Annotated in this window: 26 protein-coding genes and 1 tRNA gene; 17 read left to right on the top strand and 10 right to left on the bottom strand. The window is 65.2% G+C overall.

The annotated features are described in order from the left end of the window. The first annotated feature begins 90 nt into the window (after nt 1-90). From adhP to ARTH_RS15655, 8 genes are all read left to right on the top strand, one after another. Nucleotides 91-1,113: an alcohol dehydrogenase AdhP gene (gene adhP / locus ARTH_RS15690; protein WP_011692917.1), complete on the top strand. Its 1,023-nt coding sequence runs from the start codon at nt 91-93 to the stop codon at nt 1,111-1,113. After that, the gene (locus tag ARTH_RS15685; protein WP_011692916.1) at nt 1,113-1,520 is read left to right on the top strand and encodes a DUF779 domain-containing protein; all 408 of its coding nucleotides are present in this window, start codon (nt 1,113-1,115) and stop codon (nt 1,518-1,520) included. Before adhP ends, ARTH_RS15685 begins: the two co-directional genes overlap by 1 nt. A 175-nt stretch (nt 1,521-1,695) precedes the next feature. Then, a complete protein-coding gene (locus tag ARTH_RS15680; protein WP_011692915.1) occupies nt 1,696-3,243 on the top strand; it encodes an amino acid permease in 1,548 nt (515 codons plus the stop codon). A gap of 48 nt (nt 3,244-3,291) precedes the next feature. Continuing rightward, nucleotides 3,292-3,897 carry a TetR/AcrR family transcriptional regulator gene (locus ARTH_RS15675; RefSeq protein WP_011692914.1) on the top strand — a complete coding sequence of 202 codons (606 nt, stop codon included), beginning with the start codon at nt 3,292-3,294 and terminating at the stop codon, nt 3,895-3,897. 177 nt (nt 3,898-4,074) lie between these two features. Further along, nucleotides 4,075-5,061, top strand: coding sequence for an ABC transporter substrate-binding protein (locus ARTH_RS15670; RefSeq protein ID WP_011692913.1), 987 nt, complete (start codon nt 4,075-4,077; stop codon nt 5,059-5,061). Further along, nucleotides 5,058-5,900: an ABC transporter permease gene (locus tag ARTH_RS15665; protein ID WP_011692912.1), complete on the top strand. Its 843-nt coding sequence runs from the start codon at nt 5,058-5,060 to the stop codon at nt 5,898-5,900. The genes ARTH_RS15670 and ARTH_RS15665 overlap by 4 nt, the downstream gene beginning before the upstream one ends. Continuing rightward, nucleotides 5,897-6,670, top strand: coding sequence for an ABC transporter permease (locus ARTH_RS15660; protein ID WP_011692911.1), 774 nt, complete (start codon nt 5,897-5,899; stop codon nt 6,668-6,670). Before ARTH_RS15665 ends, ARTH_RS15660 begins: the two co-directional genes overlap by 4 nt. Beyond that, a complete protein-coding gene (locus ARTH_RS15655; protein ID WP_011692910.1) occupies nt 6,660-7,532 on the top strand; it encodes an ABC transporter ATP-binding protein in 873 nt (290 codons plus the stop codon). The genes ARTH_RS15660 and ARTH_RS15655 overlap by 11 nt, the downstream gene beginning before the upstream one ends. A gap of 44 nt (nt 7,533-7,576) precedes the next feature. Here the strand turns inward: ARTH_RS15655 and ARTH_RS15650 are convergent, their stop codons facing one another. The 4 genes from ARTH_RS15650 to ARTH_RS15635 all read right to left on the bottom strand — a co-directional run bounded on the left by ARTH_RS15650 (nt 7,577) and on the right by ARTH_RS15635 (nt 11,248). Continuing rightward, nucleotides 7,577-8,212: a DUF2461 domain-containing protein gene (locus tag ARTH_RS15650; protein ID WP_011692909.1), complete on the bottom strand. Its 636-nt coding sequence runs from the start codon at nt 8,210-8,212 to the stop codon at nt 7,577-7,579. A 172-nt stretch (nt 8,213-8,384) separates the two neighbouring features. Beyond that, the gene (locus ARTH_RS15645; protein ID WP_011692908.1) at nt 8,385-9,884 is read right to left on the bottom strand and encodes a catalase; all 1,500 of its coding nucleotides are present in this window, start codon (nt 9,882-9,884) and stop codon (nt 8,385-8,387) included. A gap of 26 nt (nt 9,885-9,910) precedes the next feature. After that, nucleotides 9,911-10,378: a Fur family transcriptional regulator gene (locus tag ARTH_RS15640; RefSeq protein WP_011692907.1), complete on the bottom strand. Its 468-nt coding sequence runs from the start codon at nt 10,376-10,378 to the stop codon at nt 9,911-9,913. 30 nt (nt 10,379-10,408) lie between these two features. Continuing rightward, nucleotides 10,409-11,248 carry a hypothetical protein gene (locus ARTH_RS15635; RefSeq protein ID WP_011692906.1) on the bottom strand — a complete coding sequence of 280 codons (840 nt, stop codon included), beginning with the start codon at nt 11,246-11,248 and terminating at the stop codon, nt 10,409-10,411. Between the two features lie 129 nt (nt 11,249-11,377). Here ARTH_RS15635 and ARTH_RS15630 point away from each other — a divergent pair, with 129 nt between their 5' ends. Together ARTH_RS15630 and htpX are read left to right on the top strand one after the other, a co-directional pair. Further along, on the top strand, nt 11,378-12,649 hold the full coding sequence (locus ARTH_RS15630; protein WP_011692905.1) for an MFS transporter: 1,272 nt from the start codon (nt 11,378-11,380) through the stop codon (nt 12,647-12,649). A gap of 51 nt (nt 12,650-12,700) precedes the next feature. Continuing rightward, nucleotides 12,701-13,570: a zinc metalloprotease HtpX gene (htpX, locus tag ARTH_RS15625; protein WP_011692904.1), complete on the top strand. Its 870-nt coding sequence runs from the start codon at nt 12,701-12,703 to the stop codon at nt 13,568-13,570. Nucleotides 13,571-13,703: 133 nt separating this feature from the next. Here htpX and ARTH_RS15620 read toward each other — a convergent pair whose 3' ends face one another. Then, nucleotides 13,704-14,195 (bottom strand): YajQ family cyclic di-GMP-binding protein, encoded by a 492-nt coding sequence (locus tag ARTH_RS15620; protein ID WP_003804256.1) that lies wholly within the window; start codon nt 14,193-14,195, stop codon nt 13,704-13,706. Nucleotides 14,196-14,434: 239 nt separating this feature from the next. Between ARTH_RS15620 and ARTH_RS15615 the strand changes: the two genes are divergently transcribed. Together ARTH_RS15615 and ARTH_RS15610 are read left to right on the top strand one after the other, a co-directional pair. Continuing rightward, nucleotides 14,435-14,689: a hypothetical protein gene (locus ARTH_RS15615; protein WP_011692903.1), complete on the top strand. Its 255-nt coding sequence runs from the start codon at nt 14,435-14,437 to the stop codon at nt 14,687-14,689. Nucleotides 14,690-14,850: 161 nt separating this feature from the next. Next, nucleotides 14,851-14,932 (top strand) — tRNA-Tyr (locus tag ARTH_RS15610). Between the two features lie 135 nt (nt 14,933-15,067). On the opposite strand, the gene ARTH_RS15605 is transcribed toward ARTH_RS15610, so the two are convergent. After that, entirely contained in the window at nt 15,068-16,015 is a 948-nt protein-coding gene (locus ARTH_RS15605; RefSeq protein WP_011692902.1) for a LysM peptidoglycan-binding domain-containing protein, read from the bottom strand. A gap of 601 nt (nt 16,016-16,616) precedes the next feature. Then, nucleotides 16,617-17,351, bottom strand: a complete 735-nt coding sequence (locus tag ARTH_RS15600) for a potassium channel family protein (RefSeq protein WP_011692901.1) — start codon at nt 17,349-17,351, stop codon at nt 16,617-16,619. 60 nt (nt 17,352-17,411) lie between these two features. Between ARTH_RS15600 and ARTH_RS15595 the strand changes: the two genes are divergently transcribed. Together ARTH_RS15595 and trxA are read left to right on the top strand one after the other, a co-directional pair. Next, nucleotides 17,412-17,957 (top strand): acyl-CoA thioesterase, encoded by a 546-nt coding sequence (locus ARTH_RS15595; protein WP_011692900.1) that lies wholly within the window; start codon nt 17,412-17,414, stop codon nt 17,955-17,957. Between the two features lie 81 nt (nt 17,958-18,038). Beyond that, nucleotides 18,039-18,452, top strand: a complete 414-nt coding sequence (gene trxA / locus ARTH_RS15590) for a thioredoxin (protein ID WP_011692899.1) — start codon at nt 18,039-18,041, stop codon at nt 18,450-18,452. 108 nt (nt 18,453-18,560) lie between these two features. Here the strand turns inward: trxA and ARTH_RS15585 are convergent, their stop codons facing one another. Continuing rightward, nucleotides 18,561-18,839: a putative quinol monooxygenase gene (locus tag ARTH_RS15585; RefSeq protein WP_011692898.1), complete on the bottom strand. Its 279-nt coding sequence runs from the start codon at nt 18,837-18,839 to the stop codon at nt 18,561-18,563. A 102-nt stretch (nt 18,840-18,941) separates the two neighbouring features. Here ARTH_RS15585 and ARTH_RS15580 point away from each other — a divergent pair, with 102 nt between their 5' ends. After that, the gene (locus ARTH_RS15580) at nt 18,942-20,618 is read left to right on the top strand and encodes an AMP-binding protein (protein ID WP_011692897.1); all 1,677 of its coding nucleotides are present in this window, start codon (nt 18,942-18,944) and stop codon (nt 20,616-20,618) included. Nucleotides 20,619-20,681: 63 nt separating this feature from the next. Here the strand turns inward: ARTH_RS15580 and ARTH_RS15575 are convergent, their stop codons facing one another. Then, the gene (locus ARTH_RS15575) at nt 20,682-21,662 is read right to left on the bottom strand and encodes a DNA-3-methyladenine glycosylase family protein (RefSeq protein WP_043429961.1); all 981 of its coding nucleotides are present in this window, start codon (nt 21,660-21,662) and stop codon (nt 20,682-20,684) included. A gap of 155 nt (nt 21,663-21,817) precedes the next feature. Between ARTH_RS15575 and ARTH_RS15570 the strand changes: the two genes are divergently transcribed. Then, nucleotides 21,818-22,246 (top strand): VOC family protein, encoded by a 429-nt coding sequence (locus ARTH_RS15570; protein WP_011692895.1) that lies wholly within the window; start codon nt 21,818-21,820, stop codon nt 22,244-22,246. 4 nt (nt 22,247-22,250) lie between these two features. Here ARTH_RS15570 and ARTH_RS15565 read toward each other — a convergent pair whose 3' ends face one another. Further along, nucleotides 22,251-23,417 carry an SLC13 family permease gene (locus ARTH_RS15565; RefSeq protein ID WP_011692894.1) on the bottom strand — a complete coding sequence of 389 codons (1,167 nt, stop codon included), beginning with the start codon at nt 23,415-23,417 and terminating at the stop codon, nt 22,251-22,253. 135 nt (nt 23,418-23,552) lie between these two features. Between ARTH_RS15565 and ARTH_RS15560 the strand changes: the two genes are divergently transcribed. Beyond that, nucleotides 23,553-24,938 (top strand): cystathionine beta-synthase, encoded by a 1,386-nt coding sequence (locus ARTH_RS15560; protein WP_011692893.1) that lies wholly within the window; start codon nt 23,553-23,555, stop codon nt 24,936-24,938. Nucleotides 24,939-24,954: the final 16 nt, after the last annotated feature.

The following is a 24,954-nucleotide window of genomic DNA, read 5'->3' as shown; positions in this document are numbered from 1 at the left end:
CGCACTGAACCCGGGCGGGGACGGATTAGCACTGATCCGTCCCCGCCCGCGCCACCCAAGCAATGCTTCAACGACGCAAGGATTTCGCCAATGACGACGACAATGCAAGCAGCCGTAGTAACTGAATTCGGAAAAGACCTCCAGATCCAATCCCTCCCCGTTCCCACTCCGGGCCGTGGCGAGGCGCTGGTCAAGGTCATCACCACCGGGGTCTGCCATACCGACCTTCACGCCGCGGAGGGTGACTGGCCGGTCAAGCCGACACCGCCCTTCATCCCGGGCCACGAAGGCGTGGGCGAAGTGGTCGCCCTCGGCGAGGGTGTCACCGACCTGGCCGTCGGGGACCTAGTGGGCAACGCCTGGCTCTGGTCCGCCTGCGGCGACTGCCAGTACTGCCGCACGGGCTGGGAAACCCTCTGCGAAGCGCAAAAGAACGCCGGCTATAGCGTGGACGGCTCGTTCGGCGAGTACATGCTCGTTGACACCCGCTTCGCCGCCCGGATTCCGGCGGGCTCCGACCCCGTGGAGGTCGCCCCGGTGCTCTGTGCCGGCGTCACGGTCTACAAGGGACTGAAGATGACCGAGGCCAAGCCGGGCCAGTGGGTCACCATTTCGGGTATCGGCGGCCTGGGCCACATCGCCGTGCAGTACGCCGTGGCCATGGGCCTGCGGGTGGCCGCCGTGGATATCGCGGACGACAAACTCGCCCTGGCCAAGAAACACGGCGCTGAGCTCACCGTCAACGCGTTGCACGAAGATCCGGCGGAAGTCATCCAGCGCGAAACCGGAGGTTGCCATGGAGTCCTGGTCACGGCGGTGCACCCGTCAGCTTTCGGACAGGCCATCGGGATGGCCCGCCGCGGCGGGACGATTGTGTTCAACGGCCTGCCGCCGGGCGACTTCCCGGCACCGATCTTCGAGATTGTGCTCAAGGGCCTGACCGTCCGCGGCTCGATCGTGGGCACCCGGCAGGACCTGGAGGAGGCCCTGGATTTCTACGCCCAGGGCAAGATCCACCCCACGGTATCCACCCGTGAACTCTCGGAAGTCAATGCGGTTCTTGACGAGATGAAGCACGCCAAGATCGACGGCCGCGTGGTCATCAAATACTGATGGCAAAGACGAGGCTTGACGCCGCGGTGACGCTGCCCGGGGAGGACTTCTCCCGGGTGGCGCTCACCGAACCGGCTGTGGATCTGCTCAGGAAACTCTGGATCCAGCACGGGCCGCTGATGTTCCACCAGTCCGGCGGCTGCTGTGACGGCTCCTCGCCCATGTGCTATCCGGCGGGGGACTTCATCACCGCCGAAGCGGATGTGCTCCTGGGGCTGTTCGACATCGCCGACGGCGTGGAGCCGAAGACGCTCGAGTTTTGGATGTCCCGGGAGCAGTTCAACTACTGGAGCCACACGCACCTGACTGTGGACGTGGTCCAGGGCCGGGGGAGCGGCTTCTCGGTGGAGGCACCGGAAGGCAAGCGGTTCCTGATCCGGTCAACGCTGATGGACTGGCCGGTCTGAGGGCCTGAGTCCACTAGCGCGGACGTACCGTTGGGGCCCCTCCTGCGAGGGGTCCCAACTGTCCGTCCGCGCTTTTCGCCGTCTCACTATCCGGGATAAATGTGACCGTCCACTGGATGGACACTACTCTTGATAAGTCTGTTTCCAGCAAGCTATCGAGATTGTGGACTTTCCTATGAACCTTTTCCGGACGAAATCCATCGAGCAGTCGATCGCCGACGCCGATGAACCCGGACGCAAGCTGAAGCGTTCCCTGAGCACGTGGGACCTCATGATCATGGGTGTCGCCGTTGCTGTCGGCGCGGGGATCTTTTCCGTCGGAGCCAAGGCCGCTGCGAACTTCGCCGGCCCCGCTGTGACGATCTCCTTCGCCATTGCTGCGGTCACGTGCGCGTTGGCCATCATGTGCTACGCAGAATTTGCCACGGCCATTCCGGTCGCGGGTTCCGCCTACGTCTTCACGTACGCCACCATGGGGGAACTGCTGGCCTGGATTATCGGCTGGAACCTCATCCTGGAGCTCTTCACGGCAGGTGCCGTGATCGCCAAGTACTGGGGCATTTACCTCAGCAAGGTCTTTGCCCTCATGGGCGTGGACATTCCGCCCTCCATCTCGCTCGGCGGAATCGACCTCTACTGGGGCGCATTCCTGATCGTGGCCGTCTTCACCGTCCTGCTGGTGCTCGGGACAAAGCTGTCCGCCCGCGTGGGCAACATCTTCACCCTCATCAAGATCGCCGTGGTGCTGTTCGTGATCGTGGTGGGCTTCAGCTACGTGAAGTTCGAGAACTACTCGCCCTTCGTTCCCGCCTCCGAACCGACTGCAGCCTCCGGCACCGCCGACGTGCTCAAGCAGTCCTTCTTCGGCTTCCTGACCGGAGCCGTCCCGGCGCAATACGGCACGCTGGGCATCTTTGCCGGCGCGGCGCTCGTGTTCTTCGCCTTCATCGGATTCGACGTTGTTGCCACCTCGGCCGAAGAGGTCAAGAACCCGCAGAAGACCCTGCCTCGCGGCATCTTCGGCGGCCTGGCCATTGTCACCGTTCTCTACATCCTCGTGTCGCTCGCCCTGACCGGCATGGTGTCCTACACGCAGCTGGCGGAGGCCAAGAACCCAACCCTCACCACCGCGTTCGAAGCCGTAGGCAACACCGACGCCGCCAAGGTCATCGCCTTCGGCTCCCTGGTGGGCCTCACCACGGTGATCATGGTCCTGCTCATGGGCCTGTCCCGGGTGGTCCTGGCGATGAGCCGCGACGGCCTGCTGCCGCGCTCGCTGTCCAAGACCAGCACCATCCGTGCGACGCCGGTCCGCCTCCAGGTGATCTGCGGCGCGGCAGTGGCCGTCGTGGCCGGCCTGACCAACGTGGATCTGCTCGAGGAAATGATCAACATCGGCACGTTGTCCGCCTTTGTGATGGTGAGCCTGGGCATCCTGGTCCTGCGGAAGAAGCGCCCGGACCTGAAGCCGGCGTTCCGCGTGCCGTTCGGCAAGGTTATCCCGGTGGTGTCCGCCCTCCTGTGCCTGTACCTGATGACAAACCTCGCGGTGGAGACCTGGATTTTCTTCGCCATCTGGCTCGTCATCGGTGTAGCCATCTACTTCGCCTACGGCCAGCGGCACTCCCGGTTGAACGAGAAGTTCGCTGAGGCCAAGGCCGCCGTCAATGGCGTCCCGCAGGCAGTGGCGGATAAGGATGAGGACGCGCTTACCCGCCCCTGACCTCCGGCCCCGGAATTAGCTCTGGCCATGACTCCATAAGATGGAGTCATGGCCAGAGCTGTTAAACCGCAACGCAAGGTGGAGCTGTTGTCTGCCATTCAGGACTACCTGATGGACAAGACCCTGGCCGAGCTCACCTTCCGGAGCCTCGCGGAGGGCCTGGGCATCAGCTCGTACGTGCTGGTCTACCACTTCGGCAACCGGGAACAACTGGTCAATGAGATCATCCGCTCCATCGAATCCAGGCTGGACAGCATGCGCAGTACCGACGTGCGTGACATCGACCGGGAAGCGTGGCGGTCCTTCCTGATGGAGTCCTGGCAGTGGACCATGGCCCAGCGCAACCGCCACCTCGCAAGGCTTGAGTTCGAGGCCACGGCGCAGGACGTTGTGGCGGCCTCGCCCCGCGGGACAGCCCAGGACCACTTCCGCATGCTCCACGAAAAAGCACGCGACTGGTTGGTGGTGCAGGGCATCCGGCCGGAGTATGCAGACACCGACGCCCGCCTCTTCACCTCCACTTTCTACGGCTTACAGTTCGATTTTGTGGTGATGAACCAGCCAGAGGAAGCCACCAAGGCCTTCGAACTGATGGTGGCCGTGTTCTTCTCGAACCTTGAACACCGCCTGGCCACGGACGGCCAGCACGTCTGACCTCCCAACAGGGGCAGCCGGCCCTTACCCCGCCGTCTCAGAGCTGTAACAATGAGCCCTAAGTAGATGTGGTTGACCTCACATTCGCTTAGATCCGATTGTTGAACAGCTGTTCGAATGGCGAATGGCTGTGGCTTGGAGTCAGCGCTCCCGGTCAGTGGGCACAAAGGAGTGAACATGAAACGTCGATTTATTGCCGTTCTGGCAGCCGCGTCTGTTCTGGGATTGTCGGCCTGCGGAAGTGGCTCGCCCAGTTCCACGGGAGGCGGAACTGCCTCGGGCACCGCCGGTGGAGGTTCGGACCTGACGAAGGTCAGCGTCGGTGTCATTCCCATCGTCGACTGCGCCCCCATCTACCTCGGAGACAAGCAGGGCTTCTTCAAGGAAGAGGGCCTCCAGCTGGACATCCAGACCGCAACCGGCGGTGCGGCGATCGTCCCCGGTGTCGTCAGTGGCAGTTTCGACTTCGCGTTCTCAAATCTGATCTCGGTGATGGTCGCCAAGGACAAGGGCCTTGACCTGAAATTCGTCGCCAACGGTGCGTCCACCACCGGGGAAAAGGGCAAGGACATCGGCGGCGTCGTCGTGCCGGCAGGCTCAAGCATCCAGTCCGGGAAAGACCTCGCAGGCAAGACCGTTTCGGTGAACAACCTCTCCAACATCGGCGACACCACCATCAAGTCGGTCGTCGAAAAGGACGGTGGTGACCCCAAGAGCGTGAAGTTCGTCGAGGTGGCCTTCCCGGACGCCCCGGCGGCCCTGGCCAACAAGCAGGTGGATGCGGCGTGGATCCTTGAGCCCTTCCTGTCCAAGGCCGTGGCTGAAGGCGGCAAAGTGGTTTCCTGGAACTTCGTCGAGATGAGCCCGGAGCTGGACATCGCCGGCTACTTCACCAAGGGAGACACCATCAAGGGCAAGGCTGAGCTCACGCAGAAGTTCACCCGTGCCATGAACAAATCGCTTGAATATGCGCAGCAGCACCCGCAGGAGGTCCGCGACATCGTGGGCACCTACACGAAGATCGACGAGGCTGCCCGGGCCAAGATCGTGCTGCCGCGGTACCGGGTCGACTTCAACAAGGATGCGTTCAAGACCCTCGGCGACGCCGCCGCCAGCTACGGCACGCTGACCAAGGCTCCGAACGCAGACGAACTCCTCCCGTGAGTTCACAGGCTCCAACCTCCGGTAGTGCCGCTCCCGGCGCGGAGCGGCACTACCGGCGGGTCCGTAAGGTACCAACACAACAACTGCTCGGGGTCGCTGGGATCCTGGGGTTCCTGGGCACCTGGGAGCTGATTCCCCGGCTCGGCATCATCGATGAGCGCTATCTGCCGCCCGCGAGTGAGGTCATCGCCGCGCTCGTTGCCGACTTCGGACTCACCGCCTTCTGGGTTGCGGTCGGCGAGACCATGAAGGCCTGGTTCCTGGGCCTCCTGATAGCCGTGGCGGCGGCCGTGCTGCTCGGCTTCATTATCGGCTCCAGCAACTTCCTCCGGAAGGCCACCAATTCGACCGTTGAATTCCTCCGCCCGATCCCCTCGGTGGCCCTGATCCCGCTGGCCGTTCTGCTCTTCGGCGTGAAGATCGAGTCGTCGCTGCTGCTGATTGTGTACGCGTCCTTCTGGCAGGTCCTGATACAGGTCCTCTACGGCGTGGCCGACGTCGACATGGTCGCCAACAATACGGCCAAGACGTACGGCCTGGGCAGGATGGCCCGCATCCGCTACGTCGTCTTTCCCACGGCCCTGCCATACCTGATGACCGGGGTGCGGCTGGCGGGCGCGGTGGCGCTGGTCCTGGCCATCACGGCCGAACTTGTGATCGGATCCCCGGGACTCGGCCGGGAGATCGCCCTTGCCCAGTCCGGCGGCGCAATCTCCGGCATGTACGCCCTGGTGCTCGCCACCGGGCTGATCGGCGTGCTGATCAACATCCTGATGCGTTTCATTGAGAAGAAGACCCTTGCCTGGCACTCGTCGGTCCGTTCCGAGGTGATCGTATGAAGGTCTTGAAGAACTTCGGCTTCCTGCTGGGACTGCCGGTATTGCTGGTCCTGGTCTGGTGGTCCTCCACCCTGGGGCCGGTCAACTTCTTTGTCCCCACGCCGGCCAGCCTGGTCGGAACGTTTGGCAAGGTCTGGTTCGGCGAGCGTTTCCTCACGGACGTGCTGCCCAGCATAGGGCGGCTCGCCGTGGGCGTGATCGCGGCGATCGTGATCGGCGTCGTCGGCGGGGTCCTGATCGGATCGGTCAGATGGCTCCGCGCGCTGCTGGAACCGACGCTGGAGTTTTTCCGCGCCATCCCCCCTCCGGTCCTGGTGCCGGTGCTGATGCTGCTGATGGGCATCACCGACTCCATGAAAGTTGTCGTCATCATCTCCGGGTGCGTCTGGCCGGTCCTGCTGAACACCATTGAGGGCGTCCGCGCCGTCGACCCGGTGCTCTCCGATTCCAGCCACACCTACGGCATCGACGGCTGGGCCCGGGTCCGTTACCTGGTCCTGCCTTCGGCCAGCCCGCAAATCATGGCCGGCGTCCGCCAGTCGATGTCCCTCGGGCTGATCCTGATGGTGATTTCCGAGATGTTCGCCTCGTCCTCGGGCCTGGGTTTCACCATCGTCCAGTTCCAGCGCTCGTTCGCCATTCCGGAGATGTGGTCCGGCATTGTGGTCCTGGGCCTGCTGGGTGTTGGCATGTCATTCATCTTCCAGTGGGCTGAGCGGAACATCCTGCGCTGGTACCACGGCCAGAAAGAGGTAGAAAATGCAGCCTGACTCAACTCAAACGGCCCAGGAAGCGATGCTGTCCGTCCGCGGGGTGAAGAAGGTGTACCAGACCGACGGCGGCGACATCGAGGCCGTGCGGAACCTCACTTTCGACCTGCGCGCCGGCGAGTTGGCGTGCCTCGTTGGCCCCTCGGGCTCCGGCAAGACCACGCTCCTGAAATGCATTTCCGGCCTGATGGCCCCGACTGAGGGAGAAGTCCTGCTCGACGGCAAGCGGGTGACCGGTCCTCCGAAAAAGATGGCCGTGGTGTTCCAGGAATACGGACGCTCGCTGTTCCCGTGGATGCGGGTTCGCGACAACGTGGAACTTCCGCTGAAGAACCAGGGGATGCCGAAGGCCGAGCGCGACAGGCTGGTGGATGAGGCCCTCGAGGCCGTGGGCCTGTCCGGCGTTCCGCGGTCCTACCCCTGGCAGCTCTCCGGCGGCATGCAGCAGCGCGTGGCGATCGCCCGGGCCATTGCCTACCAGCCGGAGGTCCTGCTGATGGACGAACCGTTCGCCGCCGTGGATGCCCAGACCCGGGCCGACCTGGAAGACCTGATCCGGGTCGTATGGAAGAAGCTCGGCGTAACGGTGCTCTTCGTGACGCACGACATCGATGAATCGGTCTACCTGGGGGAGCGGGTCATCATCCTTTCCAGCTCTCCGACGGTCATCCAGGAAGACATCGTGATCGACCTTCCGGCAGAGCGTGACCAGCTGAACACCCGTTCGCTGCCACGCTTTACCGAGCTGCGGCACCACGTCTATGAGCAGATCCAACTGGCCAAGAGAGGCCACCGCCCGGCGGCTGCCTCATCAGCGGCGCAGGCTCCAACGACAGCGACCTCCGCCTCCGACACTCCGTAGCCCGCCCGGCGTCGCAAGGCCCGCACAGCCCGCCGTCACAAAGCTCAGGGTGCGGCGTGGCGGCCCACCCATTCAACGAGCGGCCGGAGCTGTTCCCAGAGCCGGGAAACTTCCTCCGCGGCTGCGGGCGTGGCGAGCCAGTCAGGCTCACCGAGCGCCTTGGCCGCGGACAGCGACTTGTATTTGAGGAGCTCCGCCCGGGGATGGTCCCGCGGAAAGCCCCTTGGCACGGTCTTGAGCCGTTCACCCTCCACAGTGAATCCCGCTTCGCTGACCCTGCGCACAATCTGCGCCAGGGACTCTCCGGTCCCGGTGGCGTCCACCGAGTTCCGGAAGCGGGCCAGCTGGGCGGGCGAGCTCGAATGGCAGCCGCCTCCCACCAGGAGGCCGTCGGCGCTTAGCTGTACGTAGTACCCCACGCCTTCCTGGAAGGACGCGAGCGCTCCCTGGGCCGTCTTGTAGGGGGATTTGTCGGGGGAGAATCGGACGTCCCGGTTCGGCCGGAAGATTTTCGCAGGGCCGAACCTTGGCTCCAGCTGGGCCAGCAGGGCCGCCAGCGGTTCCCGGACGAGCGATTCGTACCGGGGTTTGTGTCCGAGCCACCACTCCCGGTTGTTGTTCTGCTCAAGTTCGGCATAGAAGCCGAATGCTGCGGCGGGGATGCCCTGGAATGTGGTCATGCAGTGAGCCTAGGGCGGCTCCGGCGGCCCGGCCAGTGGCCCGTGGCGCGTATGTGGAAAACAGGGGTAAGAGCCGCACAACGGAAAGAGCAGAACACCCCGCCGCGGATGTCCGCAGCGGGGTGTTCCCATGAATCACAGCCGGGGGCGCCCGGGGCGCCGCCGGAGGAGGCTACAGCTTGTTGGCTGCCTCGGCGTCGGATTCGGTCTGGCCGGCGCCCAGGTTGGCGCGCAGCTTGGCGCCGAGGTCGGCGTCAACGTTGGTCCAGTACTGGATGGCGCGTTCCTTGATTCCGGCGTTCTTCACGCCGCCCACCGCACCGGTGATGGTGTCCAGCAGACGGGCCTTGGCGCCGTCGTCGAACACTTCGCGGTACAGCGTGCCGGCCTGGCCGAAGTCGTTGTCCTCAGCGTGCAGGGAGTGGGCGGAGAGCGTCAGCTCGCCGTCGTTCTCCCAGCCGCCGGCAGGGTTCTGCGGCTCAACAGCAGCGGGGCCGCCAACCGAGTTCGGGGCGTAGACCGGAACGGACGGGGCGTTGAAGTGGTAACGCCCGGCGCCGTCCTGGCTGTAGTTGTTGACCTGGTTCTTCGGCTGGTTCACCGGGATCTGGGCGTGGTTGGTGCCCACGCGGTAGCGGTGTGCATCGGCGTAGGAGAAGATGCGGGCCTGCAGCATCTTGTCCGGGGAAGCGGCGATGCCCGGAACGAAGTTCGACGGCGCGAAGGTGGCCTGCTCGATCTGCGCGAAGTAGTTCTCCGGGTTGCGGTTCAGCTCCATGGTGCCCACCTTGATCAGCGGGTAGTCCGAGTGCGGCCACACCTTGGTGAGGTCGAACGGGTTGAAGCGGTAGGTCTTGGCGTCCTCGTACGGCATGACCTGGACGTGCAGGTCCCAGGAGGGGAAGTTGCCGGCGGCAATGTTCTCCTGGAGGTCGCGGATGTAGAAGTCCGCGTCCGAGCCGGCCAGCTCTTCGGCGCGGTCGCCCGTGATGGTCTTGACGCCCTGGTTGGACTTGAAGTGGTACTTGACCCAGAAGCGCTCGCCCTCGGCGTTGATCCACTGGTAGGTGTGCGAGCCATAGCCCTGCATTTCACGCCAGGAAGCCGGCAGGCCGCGGTCGCCCATGAGCCAGGTCACCTGGTGTGCGGACTCGGGGGACAGGGTCCAGAAATCCCACTGCATGTCGGCGTCGCGCAGGTGGGTGCCCGGCAGGCGCTTCTGGGAGTGGATGAAGTCCGGGAACTTGATGCCGTCGCGGATGAAGAAGACGGGGGTGTTGTTGCCCACGAGGTCGTAGTTGCCCTCGGAGGTGTAGAACTTCACGGCGAAGCCGCGGGGATCGCGCCAGGTGTCGGGGGAGCCGTTCTCGCCGGCCACCGAGGAGAAGCGGATCAGCATTTCGGTTTCCACGCCCGGCTGCAGGAAGGCGGCCTTGGTGTACTTGGAGATGTCCTCGGTGGTGGTGAACTTACCGAACGCGCCGCCGCCCTTGGCGTGGACTACGCGCTCCGGGACACGCTCGCGGTTGAACTGGGCGAGCTTCTCGACCAGGTAGTGGTCGGTCAGGATGATGGCGCCGTCAGCGCCGACAGCCTTCGAGTGAGCATCGGAAGTGACGGGAGCACCGGACTGTGTGGTGGACACAGCGGGCGCAGAGATGTTCAGAGTCATCTTTCTCCTTTGGTTGGGTTTCTTGCTTAGTTTCGTTCGGCGGGTAGCTTTTGGGTGCGCTGGCAGTCCTGGCAGATGCCCTGGTACATGACGTCAGCGATCTGGATGGTCATCGGCTCGGAATTTTCATCCCAGTGCGGCGTGAGGCAGGGCGCATGGCCCACGGCGCAGTCCACGTCCTCCACCCGTCCGCAACTGATGCAGATGGCGTGGTGGTGGTTGTCGCCCACCCGCGTCTCGTACAGCGCGGGGGAATGGGGCGGTTCGAACCGGCGCAGCATATGCAGGTCCGTGAGGTCACCGAGGACCACGTAAACGGACTGTGCGGTCATTTCAGGCAGTTCTTCACGCGCGGCGGCGAGGATGCTTTCGGCCGGCGAGTGCGGGTGGCGTTCGACGGCGGTGAGGACCGCCAGCCGCTGCTTGGTCACCCGGCGGCCGTGGGCGCGCAGGGCGGCTGCCCATGCATCCTGGCCTGCCTCGTGAACTGTCATAGCCCCATTCAAGCACTTATTATGACTAAATCACAATAAGGCTGGGCTAATCTCCGGAGACCGCAGCAACATTTCAAACGGGTTGACGGCTTCACCGGCAGAGCGGCCCAGCGCGTGCAGTTCGAGCCGGCCGGCCGTGACGGCAGTGTCAGGAACCAGGCAGCTGAGGCCGGTCACAGCCTGCCGGAGCGCCAGAGCTTCCAGCGCCGCGGCCAGGGCGAGCAGTTCCCGCGGGGTCACATCCTCCACGGAACCGATGGTCCGTTCCGGTGCGAGGACCGTGTGGTCCGAGCCCGCAGGGGACGACGGCGCCCAGGCCCGGATGGCGGGAAGCGGCGCTTCCTGTTCCTGGGCGGCTTCCGTATCGCCTTCCGCGATGTCTGCCGAACCGGCACCGTCAGCCGCGAAGTCCGGTGTCCCGTGCGCCGTCCCGTCCACCGAGGCAGTTGCCGCTTTCAGCAGCGCGGTGCGGAGCCCGGCGTCGTACTTGTCCAGTTCCTGGTCCGGCGCCGGCTTCCGGCGCTGCGCCGGCAGGGACAGCTGCCCGGCGGGGGTGACCGGTTCGCCGTCCCAGCGGCCGAACAGGTGGAACGTGGGGGTGGATGACTCCGCGGCAGGTTCGCCGATAGCGGCGCCGAGCGCATGCCAGCGATGCGCAAAAAGCAGGGTGCAGGTGTCTGCCCCGAGAACATCGGCCAGTGCCCTTCGGGCAGCGTTGTGGCAGCGCAGCCAGTCGGCCGCCGACCTGTGGTCCAGGGTCGTTGCCGGATTGCTCAGGCGGATCATCAGGTGGCCGGCCGTCAGCGGAGTGCGCGGCCGGGTGACCTCCCAGACCGCCGAGCCGAAAAGCAGCCGTCTGGACAACTGCATGTGCATTCCTTCCGCCATAGTGTTTCCCCGCCCGAGACTATCAAGGCCGCGTCCGGCATTCAGGGGCGCCGCAGCATGCAGGCCCCTGAATGGCCCGGATCCCGCTGCCTCCGCCGCTAGAGTTGCCCGGTGGGAAGATTCCTGGCTGACATCACTCCGCTGCGCGAGAGCCCTGACTTCCGCCGGCTCTGGCTTGGATCCGCCGTCTCCAACCTTGGCAGCCAGCTGACCCTGGTGGCGGTGAGCCTTGAGGTGTACCGGCTGACGCAGGACAGCCTCTACGTTGGCTTGCTGAGTATCTTCGCGCTGGTGCCCCTGGTGCTCGGAGGCCTGCTGGGCGGCTCCATCGCCGATGCCCACGACCGCCGCAAGGTTGCCCTGCTGGCGACCACCATGCTGTGGCTTACCACCGCCGGGCTGGCGGCGCAGGCCTGGCTCGGGCTGGGCAACGTGTGGCTGCTCTACGTGCTGGTGGCCGTGCAGAGCGGCGCCCAGGCCATCAACCAGCCCGCCCGCAGCGCCATCATCCCGGCACTGGTCCGCAAGGAACTCCTGCCGGCCGCCAACGCGCTGAGCATGATCACGTTCGGCCTGGGCATGACAGCCGGTCCGCTGCTGGCCGGCGTGCTGGTGGCCTGGGTGGGCTTCGGCTGGACCTACACGCTGGACGTGGCAAGCTTCGCCTTTGCGTTCTGGGCCCTGCTGAGGCTCCCTCCGATGCCGCCGGGGAAGACCACGCACCGGGCCGGGCTGCGTTCGGTGGTGGAGGGTTTCCGCTTCCTGGGTACCAGACCAAATCTGCGCATGACGTTTGTGATCGACCTCGTGGCCATGATCTTCGCGCAGCCGCGGGCCCTGATGCCGGCGATCGGTGCGGTGATGATCGGCGGCGGCGAGGCCACCGTGGGCGTGCTGCTGGCGTCTACAGCAGTGGGCGCGTTCCTGGCCGGGCTCTTCTCCGGACCGCTGGGCGGCATCCGCCGGCAAGGGAGCGCCGTGGTGTGGTCCGTCATGGGGTGGGGTGCCTCCATCGCCGGCTTCGGACTGGTGGTGGTGCTGGCCGGGCGTTCCGGCGCCGACGGTGTGACGTGGTGGCTGCTGCCCGCGGCGCTCTGCTGTGCCCTAGCCGGCATCGCGGACTCCGTGAGTGCCGTTTTCCGGACCACCATCCTCCAGGCGGCGACACCGGACCACCTGCGCGGGCGGCTCCAGGGAGTGTTTGTGGTGGTGGTTGCCGGCGGTCCGCGGATCGGGGACATGCTGGCCGGCGGCGGCACTAAACTTTTGAGTGAAGGTTGGGTTTTGCTGCTGGGCGGGTTGTTGTGCATCGCCGTGGCGTGGACGGTGGCGCGATGGCAGTCGGGATTCCTGAAGTACGACGCGCGGAATCCCGTTGCGTAGCGGCGCCGCCCAGGCCGTCATTCGAGGGTAGGAACGTCGTGAGGAGGCACAGTGCATAATCACCACAACGGACTGAAGACCGCGGCTCTGTTCGGGGTGCTCTGGGCGGTGCTGCTGGGGCTGGGTGCCGTGATCGGCAGCAGCATGCGGAGCACCACCCCCATCTGGATCATGGCGCTGGTGGGCGTGGGCACCACAGCCTACGGGTACTGGAACAGCGACAAACTCGCGCTCCGCTCCATGCAGGCGTACCCCGTCACCGAGGAGCAGGCGCCCCAGCTCTACCAGATCGTCCGGGAGCTCTCCGCTAAGGCGAACCAGCCCATGCCGCGGATTTACGTCTCGCCCACGCCGGCGCCGAATGCTTTTGCCACCGGCAGGAACCCGCAGAACGCCGCCGTCTGCTGCACGGAAGGCATCCTGCGGCTCCTGAGCCTCAGGGAGCTTCGGGGGGTGCTGGGCCACGAGCTCATGCACGTTTACAACAGGGACATCCTGACCTCGTCCGTGGCCGCGGCAGTAGCGGGCGTGATCACCTCGGTGGGCCAGATGCTGCTGATCTTCGGCGGAGGGGACCGCCGCAATTCAAACCCGCTCGCGGTGATGGCGATGGCGCTTCTCGCTCCGCTCGCGGCGGTGGTGATCCAGTCGGCTATTTCCCGGACCAGAGAGTACGACGCCGACGAGGACGGTTCCGCGCTCACGGGCGATCCGCTGGCGCTCGCCTCAGCCCTGCGCAAGATCCATCAGGGCGTGCAGATGGTGCCGCTCCCGCCGGACCAGAAGCTGGTGAACACCTCGCACCTGATGATCGCCAACCCGTTCCGTGCCGGCGGTGTGACCCGGATGTTTGCAACGCACCCGCCGATGCAGGACCGCATCACCCGCCTGGAACTGATGGCGGGCGGCCCGGCCAGCTGAGTTGCCGCCGTCGTACTTCTGACGCGCAAAGTGGTTTCCGACGCGCAAAAAGGCTGGCGACACCCATATACCGGTGTCGCCAGCCTTTTTGAGTAGCGTGTGGATTTTTGCGCGTCGAAAACGGCGGCTCGGTTCAGCTGCGGAAGTTGACGAACTGCAGGTCGGCTTCGTCAAAGTCCTTCAGGAGGGCCATGGTGGCCTGCAGATCGTCGCGGGACTTGGACGTCACGCGAAGTTCATCGCCCTGGATCTGGGATTTGACGGACTTGGGCGCCTCGTCGCGGATCAGCTTGTTGATCTTCTTTGCAAGGTCCTGGGCGATGCCCTCCTTGATGGACGCCTCCAGCCGATATTCCTTGCCGGATGCGTAGGGCTCGCCGGTGTCCAGCGACTTCAGCGAGATTCCGCGGCGGATGAGCTTGGACTGCAGTACGTCCAGGACTGCCAGCACCCGCTCTTCGGAGTTGGCCTTCATTAGGATCTTTTCACCGCTGAAATCGACCTCGGCGCCAACGCCCTTGAAGTCGTAGCGCTGGGCCAGTTCCTTCTGCGCCTGGTTCAGGGCATTGGCAACTTCCTGCTTGTCTACCTTGCTGACGACGTCGAATGTGGATTCGCCTGCCATAACTGTCCTCCTGCTGATCGCCTGGGTACCCCTTCGGGGGCAGTGTTGTCTGCATTCCAGCCTAGTACGGATGGCGGCGAAGTGAAGGCTCAGGGCCCGGGCCGGGCCCGAAGCGAAAACGGCCGCAGCAGACGCGTTCCGGTCGATTCACAGTTACTTCAAAGCGGACGCACGGCGGGAACGAAGTCTTGGCCCCCAGGGTTGGAGGTGTTGGAAGAGTTGTCCCGGAAGGAAAGCACATGCACCAGAAGGCCGTCCGCTACGTCACGCGCTCCACTGCCGCTGCGGCCACCTCCCTCGCCGCTGCGGCCACCTCTGTGGCAGCCGCGGCCGTGGCTGCCTCGATCATCCTTAGCCCCGTGGCCGAGGCTTCCTCCCGCCTGGACGGTGTGCACTCGGATCTAATGCGGGCGGTGCAGTTGAACCAGATCACCGAGGAGCAGGCAGCGAAGTTCGAAGCGAAACTGGCCGGACGCATTCTTGGCGAAGCCTGATTTTTGGCGGATTTCCGGGGTATTCGGAGGCCTTGGCGGCTCGATTCGATTCTTCGGCAGAAGTTCTGTAAAGTTGTCTTGCCCGCGGTTGCTGGAAGCGGAACGGACTGGAAACAGTAGTTCTGACCAAGGAAACCGCGAGTGATCTTCTTTTGAAGTTCGGCAGATTACCCGAGCGGCCAAAGGGGGCTGACTGTAAATCAGCTGGCAACGCCTACGGGGGTTCGAATCCCTCATCTGCCACCCAAAGGAAAAGTCTCCGGAACCATCAGGTTCCGGAGACTTTTTCGTTGTCCGGGACATTCGCCGCCTTTCGCCTGGGCCTTGTGTGCCGTCCCTGGCCTTGCAGGTTCGGCACCTCGGACCAGCTCGGGAACGTCAGTTGAGGCCAATCACCAGCATCTGGTTGGTCCCCGGGATGCAGGTCTGCAGGATGACCCGCGGGAAGCCGCCGAAGATCGCGGAGACATTATTGGTGGTGCCGGGGTTTGGCACCTGCCCCCGTCCGACCACCGTGTAGGTCCCGTAGCCGGGAATGCTGACGGTCTCGCCGACGCCGATCCCCGAGAACCGGGCCCATCCTCCGCAGAAGTCATGCTCCGTGATGAAGAGGGCATAGGCATCGGTGGGTGTGAAGTGGATGGGGCCGATGCAGGCGTCCACCATCGACTGTCCGCCGGCACCCGCTACATAGATTGTGCGGACCGCCGGAGCGGGCGCCGGGGCGGGAGCCGCAGCAGGCACCGGTGCCGGAGCAGGCGCCGGTGCCGGGTCGGGTGCCGGAGCGGCGGGTGCCGGGGCGGCGACGGCCGGTCCCGTCAGTTTCAGGACCTGCCCCGGTACGATCGGCGAGTACAGGCCCAGGCCGTTCGCGGCCAGCATGGCGTTCATGTCCACCCCGAAGCGAGCAGCTATTGCCCCCACAGTGTCCCCGGCGACCACCGTGTATAGGTTGGACGCCTCAGGTGCCGGGGCAGGCGCCGGGGCAGGGGCCGGCGCAGGAGCGGGTTCTGCGGCCGGCGCAGGGGCCGGTGCGGCGGGCTCGGGGATGGCGGCTACGGCCGCCTCCGGCGTGCCGGCTCCGGCCGTTGCAGAAGCGGGAGTGTCTGCGGACTTGTCGGCCTCGGGCGCAGGTGCCGGTACCGCCTGTGTGTCGGTGATGCTGGGCGTCTGCGCGGAGGCGGAGTAGCCCACCGCGGCCACGGCGACTGCCGTAACCACAGCTCCCGCGGCCAGGATGGTCCTTAGCCTGGTTCTTCCATTGCGGACCGTTGCAGGTGCCGGGACAGGTGTTCTGTCCTCAAGGTCAAGCTCTTTTTGATCCATCGGTTCCCCCCGAGAGTCAATGCCTTGGGGTCGACAGGACAGCAGGCCCCAGGGCGGCGGTGCGCCGGCATCGGGCGGCATTGAGGAGCAGCCCGTGGCACGGAGACGCATGAAGTGAACTGCCGAAATGATGAGTAATTTCGGTAGCCCGAATGATTAGACCCGTGCCCATTTAGTGGCCACGGATAATTCCGGAATGCTGCTTGCCCTAGGAATATCGAGTCTATGAATCGGGAGGTAATCACCGCACGAGTAGGAATTACCCGAATATTCGTACATGGCACCCGCGCCTCCGCAGGGTGTACGCAACAGCTTCTTTCCTGGACCGCGGGGACACTCGAAAAAGTGCGGTGGCCTACTCGGCTGGAAGCAGGTAAGAGCCCCAATTTTCGGGTTGGACCGGGCCGGCAGGAGCGCCGCATACGTGGAGATTGGGGACGGTAGTTAATTACGTCATTTCGGAGAAATCCGGGATATTGAGCAAATCTTGATGCTTTTTATAATTCACTCATGTGGATTAATTCCACAAAAAAGGCAGCCATCCGGATGTAACGACCGGATGGCTGCCTTTTCGAAAATTCTCTTGGGGCTTTGGGGAAGTTTATGGCTCACGTTGGCGGCGCAGCGCCGCCAACTCCTGCCGCAGGGCGGCCACCTCTGCCAGCAGTTCCCGGATGTCCGCGCGAACCGGGACTTCAGCCGACTCGACAGCCGCTTCCGTGTTCTCTTCGACCCTTTGCACCAGCCAGGATGCGATGGACGCCGTGACGACACCCAGGACTGCGATGCCGCTCATCATCAGGGCGGCGGCAACCATCCGGCCAATGGGCGTGACAGGAAAGAGATCCCCATAGCCCACGGTGGTGATGGTGGTGATGGCCCACCACGCGGCGTCGCCGAAGGTGATGATCTTGGCGTCGGGCGCATTTTGTTCGACGTCCAGGACGGCCAGGGCGCCCACAAACACCAGCAGGACGGCCGAGCCGGCCACATAGGTGACCACGCGGCCGCGGAGTGTCTCGCCCACGGTCCGGTGCAGCACGGACAGCAGGGTGACCAGCCGGAGCAGCCTCAGCGGTCGGAAAAACGGCAGGGCAACAATCAGCAGCTCGTGCAGGTTGCGAATGAACCAGCGCTTCCTGTTGTCCGCGAGCCACAGGTTCGCCGCGTAGTCGGCAACGAAGACAGCCCAGGTGATCCACATGACGCTTTCGAGGAATTCGGCCTGCCGTCCTTCGATGTGGCCAATCACCTGCCATGCGTAAGCTGCCAGGAAAATCAGCGCTGTTCCCATCAGAGGCCATTCGGCGATGTCCCTGTAGCGTTGCTGTGTCATGGGGAAATCCTAAAGGGGGCGACCCTTGGCGCTGATGTTACTCGCGGGTAACATGATGGCATGCACCTGCTTTTGCGAACGCTCCTGCTCCTGTTCACGTCCTCGCGCCGGCCACCCCTGAGTATCTGGGACACGTCCTCCCTGCCGCTCCGCGTACTGCCGACCGACATCGACATCGCCATGCATGTCAACAACGGGATGTACTTCTCGCTGATGGACCTGGGCCGGTTTGATCTCATGGCACGGAGCGGGACCTGGAAGAAGATGCGCCGGCAGGGGTGGTCGCCGGTGGCCGCAGGGGAGACCATCGCCTTCCGGAAGTCCCTTCAGCTGTGGCAGCGATACACCATCGAATCCCGGATCATCGGGCTCGACACCAAGGCCATCTATTTCGAGCAGCGCATGGTGGTGGACGGTGAAATCTATGCCCGCGCCCACATCGCAACGCGGCTGGTCAGCAAGGGCAAGCCGGTGAGCCAGGAGGAGATTTTCCGGGAGTTCGGCGAGCCGCCGGCCGGGCTCGAACTGCCGGACTGGATCCATGAGTGGCGCGAGACCAATGCGCTGCCGGGGGCCCGCCGGCCGGCGCCGCACCTCTGGCATTAAGCCGCGGATGCCGGACGGCAAAAGGTGTGCCAAGAGCGAAACGCGCGGGACATCACCGGGCGGCTCGCGTACCGTTGACCCATGGCTACCGTAGACATTACAGGTGAACAGTTCGCATCAACCGTCGAGAACAACGACATCGTCCTCGTTGATTTCTGGGCCGAATGGTGTGGTCCCTGCAAGCAGTTTGGACCCACGTATTCCGCAGTTTCAGAGAAGCACCCGGACGTCGTGTTCTCCAAGGTGGACACCGAGGCCGAGCAGCAGCTGGCCGCCGAAGCAGGCATCACCTCCATCCCCACGCTGATGGCGTTCCGCGAGAAGGTGCTGGTGTTCTCGCAGCCCGGCGCGCTCAATGCCCAGCAGCTCGAGCAGGTGGTTGACGCCGTCAAGGCACTGGACATGGAAGAAGTCCATGCGCATGTGGCCAGGTCCCAGGCCGAGGCAGCCGCGGCGCCAGGCACGCAGGACGGCACGCAGATCCCGGAGGCCTAAGGGTCCGCCAGGCGCCCGTCGCATTAAGCACCAACGCGGGGCCACTTCCGCCGACGAACCCAGGTTCGTTCGGGCGGAAGTGGCCCCGCGTCGTTGGTCGGAAAGGGGCTACAGGCGTTCGAGCTGGACGGGTTCGGCCAGCAGCGCGCTCAGCGACTCATTGAGGTCCTGCACGGCGGTGCCCTTGGAATGCTTGTCCAGGTCCTCTTCGGAAGCCCACTGTTCCGTCAGCACCAGTTTTTCCTCGGTGGCCTCCGTCAGTTCGTACCGGATGCAGCCTGGTTCGTTGACCACCTCGTCGATCGCGATTTCGAGGGCGAGCTTCACGCGGAAGAATTCGCCGTCGTTGGGGATGAACGTTGCCTTCAGGTCAATGGGTGCAGTCATGCGTTTCACAATACCGGCCCGGCCGCCTGCCTCCCCGAATATTTTGTAGGACTTCCTAGTTTTAGGCTTCTATTGCCGGGGCTCTGTTGGTAGCGTGCCAGCATGCGCGCTTATACAGCCGGGGACACTGACGTCCCGCTGCTTGACGAGACAATCGGCCAGAATTTCGAGCGGATGGTGGCCAGGTTCCCGGTCCATGACGCCCTGATAGAGGCGGCTTTGGTACCCGGAGCGGACGCCCGCCGCTGGAGCTACACCAAGCTGAACGACGACGTCGACAGGTTGGCCCGGGCGCTGATCGCCCGCGGCGTCGCCACCGGGGACCGGATCGGCATCTGGAGTCCCAACTGTGCGGAGTGGACCATCCTGCAGTACGCCACGGCCAAGATCGGAGCGATCCTGGTCAACGTGAACCCGTCCTACCGGAGCCACGAACTGGAGTTCGTGGTCAAGCAGAACGGCATGAGGATGCTGGTGGCGGCGCCGTCGGACCGGAGCAGCGACTACACGGCGATGGCCAGGCAGGCCCTCGCCGCATGCCCGGAGTTAAAGGAGCTGGTCTTCCTGCCCGATGGCGGCCAGCCGCAGCTGCAGGCGGGTGATCCTGAAACTGCTGCGGAAATGACTTACGCCGAGCTTCTCAAGCGGGCGGACGACGTCGGGCATTCCGTTCTGAAGGCCCGCCTGGCGGGGCTGGACCCGCAGGACCCCATCAACCTGCAGTACACGTCGGGCACCACAGGGTTCCCCAAAGGTGCCACCCTGACCCACCGCAACATCCTGAACAACGGCTATTCCATCGGCGAGCTGCTGGGCTACACGGAGCATGACCGCGTGGTGATTCCGGTGCCGTTCTACCATTGCTTCGGGATGGTGATCGGGAACCTGAATGCCCTCAGCCACGGCGCCGCGACCATCATTCCGGGACGCACCTTCACTCCGGCGGCAGCGCTCGAAGCGGTCCAGGACTTTGGCGGTACATCGCTGTACGGCGTGCCCACGATGTTCATTGCCGAGCTCGCGCTGCCGGACTTCGCATCCTATGACTTGTCCACGCTGCGCACCGGTGTGATGGCCGGATCCCTGTGCCCTATCGAGGTGATGAACCGGGTCATCTCCGACATGAACATGAAGGATGTGGCCATCTGCTACGGCATGACGGAAACATCCCCGGTATCCACCATGACCCGCGCCGACGACACCCTGCAGCAGCGCACTGAAACCGTGGGACGTACCATGCCGCAGCTGGAGAGCCAGGTGGTGGACCCGGCGACAGGCGAGGTGCTGGAGCGGGGGGAAATCGGCGAGCTGTGCACCCGCGGGTATGCCGTGATGAAGGGATATTGGAACCAGCCGGACAAGACCGCCGAGGCGATCGACCCGGACGGCTGGATGCACACCGGGGATCTTGCCCGGATGGACGCGGACGGCTACGTGGTGATCGAAGGCCGCATCAAGGACATGGTGATCCGCGGCGGCGAGAACATCTACCCGCGGGAGATCGAGGAGTTCCTGTACACCCACCCGTCCATCCAGGACGTGCAAGTGATCGGGGTGCCGGACGCCAAGTACGGCGAGGAGCTTATGGCCTGCATCATCGTCAAACCCGGCGCGGATCCGCTGGACGCGGCCGACGTCGCCGAGTTCTGCCGCGGCAAGCTGGCGCATTACAAGATCCCGCGCTACGTGGAGGTCCGGGACAGCTTCCCGATGACGGTGTCAGGGAAGATCCGGAAAGTGGAGATGCGGCAGGAGGCCGTGGCCCGGCTGGGACTGTAGCCTTCGGGCGTGCCGTGGCCGCACGGGCTTCGCGTGCCCCGGGTGTCCGTTCGCGCTTCCCGCCTAGTGCCGGCGGTGGTCCTGGATGGTCATGCGGGGGCCGAACGTGGGTTTCCGGAAACCGCTGAGGCCGATCATCCGCACCACCCGCTGCCGGTGACCCTGCCACGGCGCGAGCAGCCGCAGCATCCCGGCGTCGTCAGTCCTCCGGCCGGTCAGCGCGGCCCCGACGTAGGCCGCGAGGTGGTAGTCGCCCACCGCGATGGAGTCCGGGCAGCCGTGCGTCCTCTGCACCACCTCCGCCGTGGTCCAGACGCCGATGCCCGGAATGGTCTGCATCCCCGCGGCCGCCTCCGCCGCCGGCGCCGCAGCCAGGCGTTCAAGGGCGACGGCGGAACGCAGCGCACGCATGACGGTGGCGGAACGCTGGGGGCCCACGCCGGCCTTGTGCCACTCCCATGACGGGATGCGCAGCCACTGCTCAGGTGTGGGCTGCAGCCGCAGTCCGGCCGGAGCGGCCGAACCGGCAGCCGGAGCCGGCGCGCCGAAGCGGTACATCAGGTAGCGGTAGCCACGCCGGGCTTCGATGACGGTGACCTTCTGCTCAAGAATGGTGGGCACCAGGGAGTCCATCATCCGGCCGGTGGCGGGGAGCCGCAGCGCCAGGTTCCGACGTCGGGCTTCCACCACCATCCGGGGGAGCGTTGAGTGGAACTCGGGGTGGTCGAACGCGGACCAGTCGTCCCCGCTGCCCAGCAGCCGCGGCGCGCCGGCCACGGCCTCCTCCGACCCCGGTCCCCAGGCCTGAATGTCCACCGCCGGTTCGCCGGGATCCCCGGCGACGGTGAGGCGCAGGGTGGCAGGCCCGCACGGTGTGGTGAAGGCCATCCAGAGCCCGTCCGGTGCGGCAGCGAACGCCGGATCGCCATTGCCGCGCATGAGTGTGCCGAGCGTCTGCAGGAGGTTGAACGGGCCGCCGGGATGCCACCGCAGGGAGGCATCCGCCGCGGCGGCGAGGCCGGCGGGGACGTCTGTGATGGTCATGCCACCATCGTCCCACGCGGGGCTGACAGGTCCGGAAACCGGCAAGGCCGAACGGCCCTGCCGGTCACGGACACCCCGGCCTAGACTCCAGGTGTGGCGTGGACCGCCCGCGCCGGGCCGATTGCGGCCAGAGTGTGGAATGCCAGGTGAAGACAATGGCCGGAGGAGTAGTCCACTTCGAGATCCCTGCCGACGACGAAAACCGCGCGCGGGATTTTTACAGTTCGGCGTTTGGCTGGGAGATGAATCCGCTGCCGGAGATGAGCTACACGCTGATCATGACGACGCCGGTCGATGAAACCGGCATGCCGTCCGCGGCCGGTTCCATCAACGGAGGCATGTTCCGCCGGGAGGGGGAGATGGCGGCACCGGTGGTCACTGTTGACGTGGAGGACATTGACGCCGCCTTGGAGAAGATTGCCGCCGTGGGAGGTTCAGTCTTCCGGGGCAAAATGGAGGTTCCGGGCATGGGGTGGAACGCCTATTTCAAGGACAGTGAAGGGAATATCGTGGGCTTGTGGCAGAACGCCGAACCAGGCCCCGTCGTCAGCCCGGACGCCGCCGAGAACGACATCGGCGCGTAACGACTCAATGCATGCCTGAAGCCACCCACAACGCCACGACGGCCAGGGGAACCGTCAGCGCTGCAGCCACCAGCCCCGCCAGGGCGAATCCGCCCCACCGGATCCGGACGTTCAGCGCCCGCAGCCGCTCGTGCCAAAGCAAGGTCGCCAAGGACGCCCACGGACTCACCAGCGGGCCAAGGTTCACGCCGATAAGTAGGGCGGCCAGCCGGGCCGGCGAGCCCGCCACAGGTTCCAAGGCCAGGTAGGCGGGGAGGTTGTTCGCAGCGTTTGCGGCCCCTGCCCCTAGCCCCGCCAACTGCAGGAGGGCGGGCAGGCTGTCGCCTGATCCGGCCACGCCGGCCAGGAGCAAGGTCAGGCCGTTGGCGTGCAGGGCCTCCACGATCATGAACAGGCCCACCGTCAGCATTAACGGACGCCACGGAACCATGGACCACCGCAGCGCGGCTGGGCGGCGCCGCAGGAAGACCGCCAGCAGGAACGCGGCGGCTGCCATCGCGGGATATTGCACCGGCACTCCGGACACCAAAGCAGGCAGCAGCACCAGCAGCGTGCCGGCTGCGATTATCAGCAGGCCGCGGTCCCGCACGCGGTGGACGGGCTGCGGCCCGTAGGTCCCGCGCAGTTCCCGCCTGAATGCCAGCCACAACAGGGCCAGCGGGACCGCCAATCCCACCAGGGCGGGCGCCCAGACCAAAGCTGCAAAGCCGAGCGGGCTGAGCCCGAGCCTGTCCTGAGCCAAAAGGTTCGTCAGGTTGGACACCGGAAGCAGCAGGGAGGCCGTGTTGGCGAGCCAGATGCTGGTCAGGGCGAACGGCAGGGGCGGAATCCGGGCATGGACGGCCAGGAGCACCACCACGGGAGTCACCAGCACTGCCGTTGTGTCCAGGGACAGGAACACGGTGGAGACAGTGGCCACCGCGATGACCAGGAGCCACAAGGAGAAGACCCGGCCCCGGCCCAGGGCAGCCAGGCGGTCGGTCACCACGCGGAACAGCCCCGCCTCGTCCAGGAGCTCAGTGACCAGTGACATGGCCAGCACGAAGGACAGGATCGGAATGGTGCGGGCCGCCAGATCCCCGAAAGCGGGCCCCGGGAGCGCACCAGCCGCCAGCGCGGCCACGCCTGCCGCGAGCATGGCCCCCGGCAGGAGGTAACTCCGTATCTTCATCAGCCACGCGAACCGCTCCACTGCCCAATCGTCCCATCCGCCGCCGTGTGAGTGCGCAAGCGACGCTCGGGTACCTGCACGCAAGGACTTCCGCCGAGGCAAGGGGAACACGCCGGAGACGGTAACTTTGTACCTATGAAGTACGCCCAGTCCGTCCTGGACCTCATCGGCAACACGCCGCTCGTCAAGCTCAACCACGTTACCGATGGCATCAAAGCCACCGTCCTGGCGAAGGTGGAATACCTGAACCCCGGCGGGTCCATCAAGGACCGGATCGCGGCGAAGATGATCGAGGAGGCCGAGCGGGACGGCAAACTGCTCCCCGGCGGAACCATCGTTGAACCCACCTCGGGGAACACCGGCGTTGGCCTTGCCTTGGTGGCCCAGCAGAAGGGCTACCGCTGCGTTTTCGTGGTGCCGGACAAGGTGGGCGAGGACAAGCGCGCCGTCCTGCAGGCATACGGCGCCGAAGTGGTGGTGACGCCTACCGCCGTCGCACCTGACAGCCCGCAGAGCTACTACAGCGTCTCGGACCGCCTCGTCACCGAGATCCCCGGCGCCTACAAGCCGGACCAGTTCTCCAACCCTGCCGCCCCCGGCAGCCACTACGAAACCACCGGACCCGAAATCTGGCGCGACACCGACGGCCGGATCACGCACTGCGTCATCGGGGCCGGCACCGGCGGCACGATCACCGGAACCGGCCGCTACCTCAAGGAAGTTTCCGCCAACCGCCCCGAAGCCGACGGCGGACGCGTCCGGATCATCGGCGCCGACCCCGAGGGCTCCGTGTACTCCGGCGGAACCGGACGGCCGTATTTCGTCGAGGGCGTCGGCGAGGACATGTGGCCGGCCAACTACGACAAAGCCGTCCCGGACGACGTGATTGCCGTCAGCGACGCCGAGTCCTTCGAGATGACCCGCAGGCTGGCCCGCGAGGAGGGCCTGCTGGTGGGCGGATCCTCCGGCATGGCCGTGGTGGCCGCCCTGAAAGTCGCCAAGGACCTGCCCGAGGACGCCGTGGTGGTGGTGATCCTGCCCGATTCCGGCCGCGGCTACCTGGCGAAGATCTTCAACGACCAGTGGATGCGGTCCTACGGCTTCCTGTCCGGCGGCGAAGAGTCCTCCGTCGGCGAGGTGCTCAAGTCGAAGACCGGTGAGCTCCCCGAACTGGTGCACATCCACCCGAACGAAACCGTCCGCGACGTCATCAACATCATGAACGAGTTCGGCGTCTCCCACATCCCGGTCCTGTCCCAGGAGCCGCCGGTGGTCATGGGCGAGGTGCTGGGCGCCGTGGACGAGCGAAGCCTTACCTCCAAGCTGTTCCGCGGCGAGGCGAAGCTGACGGACAAGATCTCCGAACACATGGGGGAGCGCCTGCCCGTGATCGGATCGCTGGAAACCATCTCCGCCGCCCGCGAGCTGCTCTCCGACGTCGACACCGTAATGGTCACGTTCGTCGGCGCCCCCGTGGGCATCCTGACCCGCCACGACCTGCTCGCCTACCTCAGCAACTGACCCGGTGGTTGAGCCT

This window comes from Arthrobacter sp. FB24 (genome assembly GCF_000196235.1).
GTDB lineage: Bacteria > Actinomycetota > Actinomycetes > Actinomycetales > Micrococcaceae > Arthrobacter.
The sequence above is the reverse complement of the archived record's forward strand: the minus strand, read 5'-3'. Positions and strand labels throughout refer to the sequence as shown.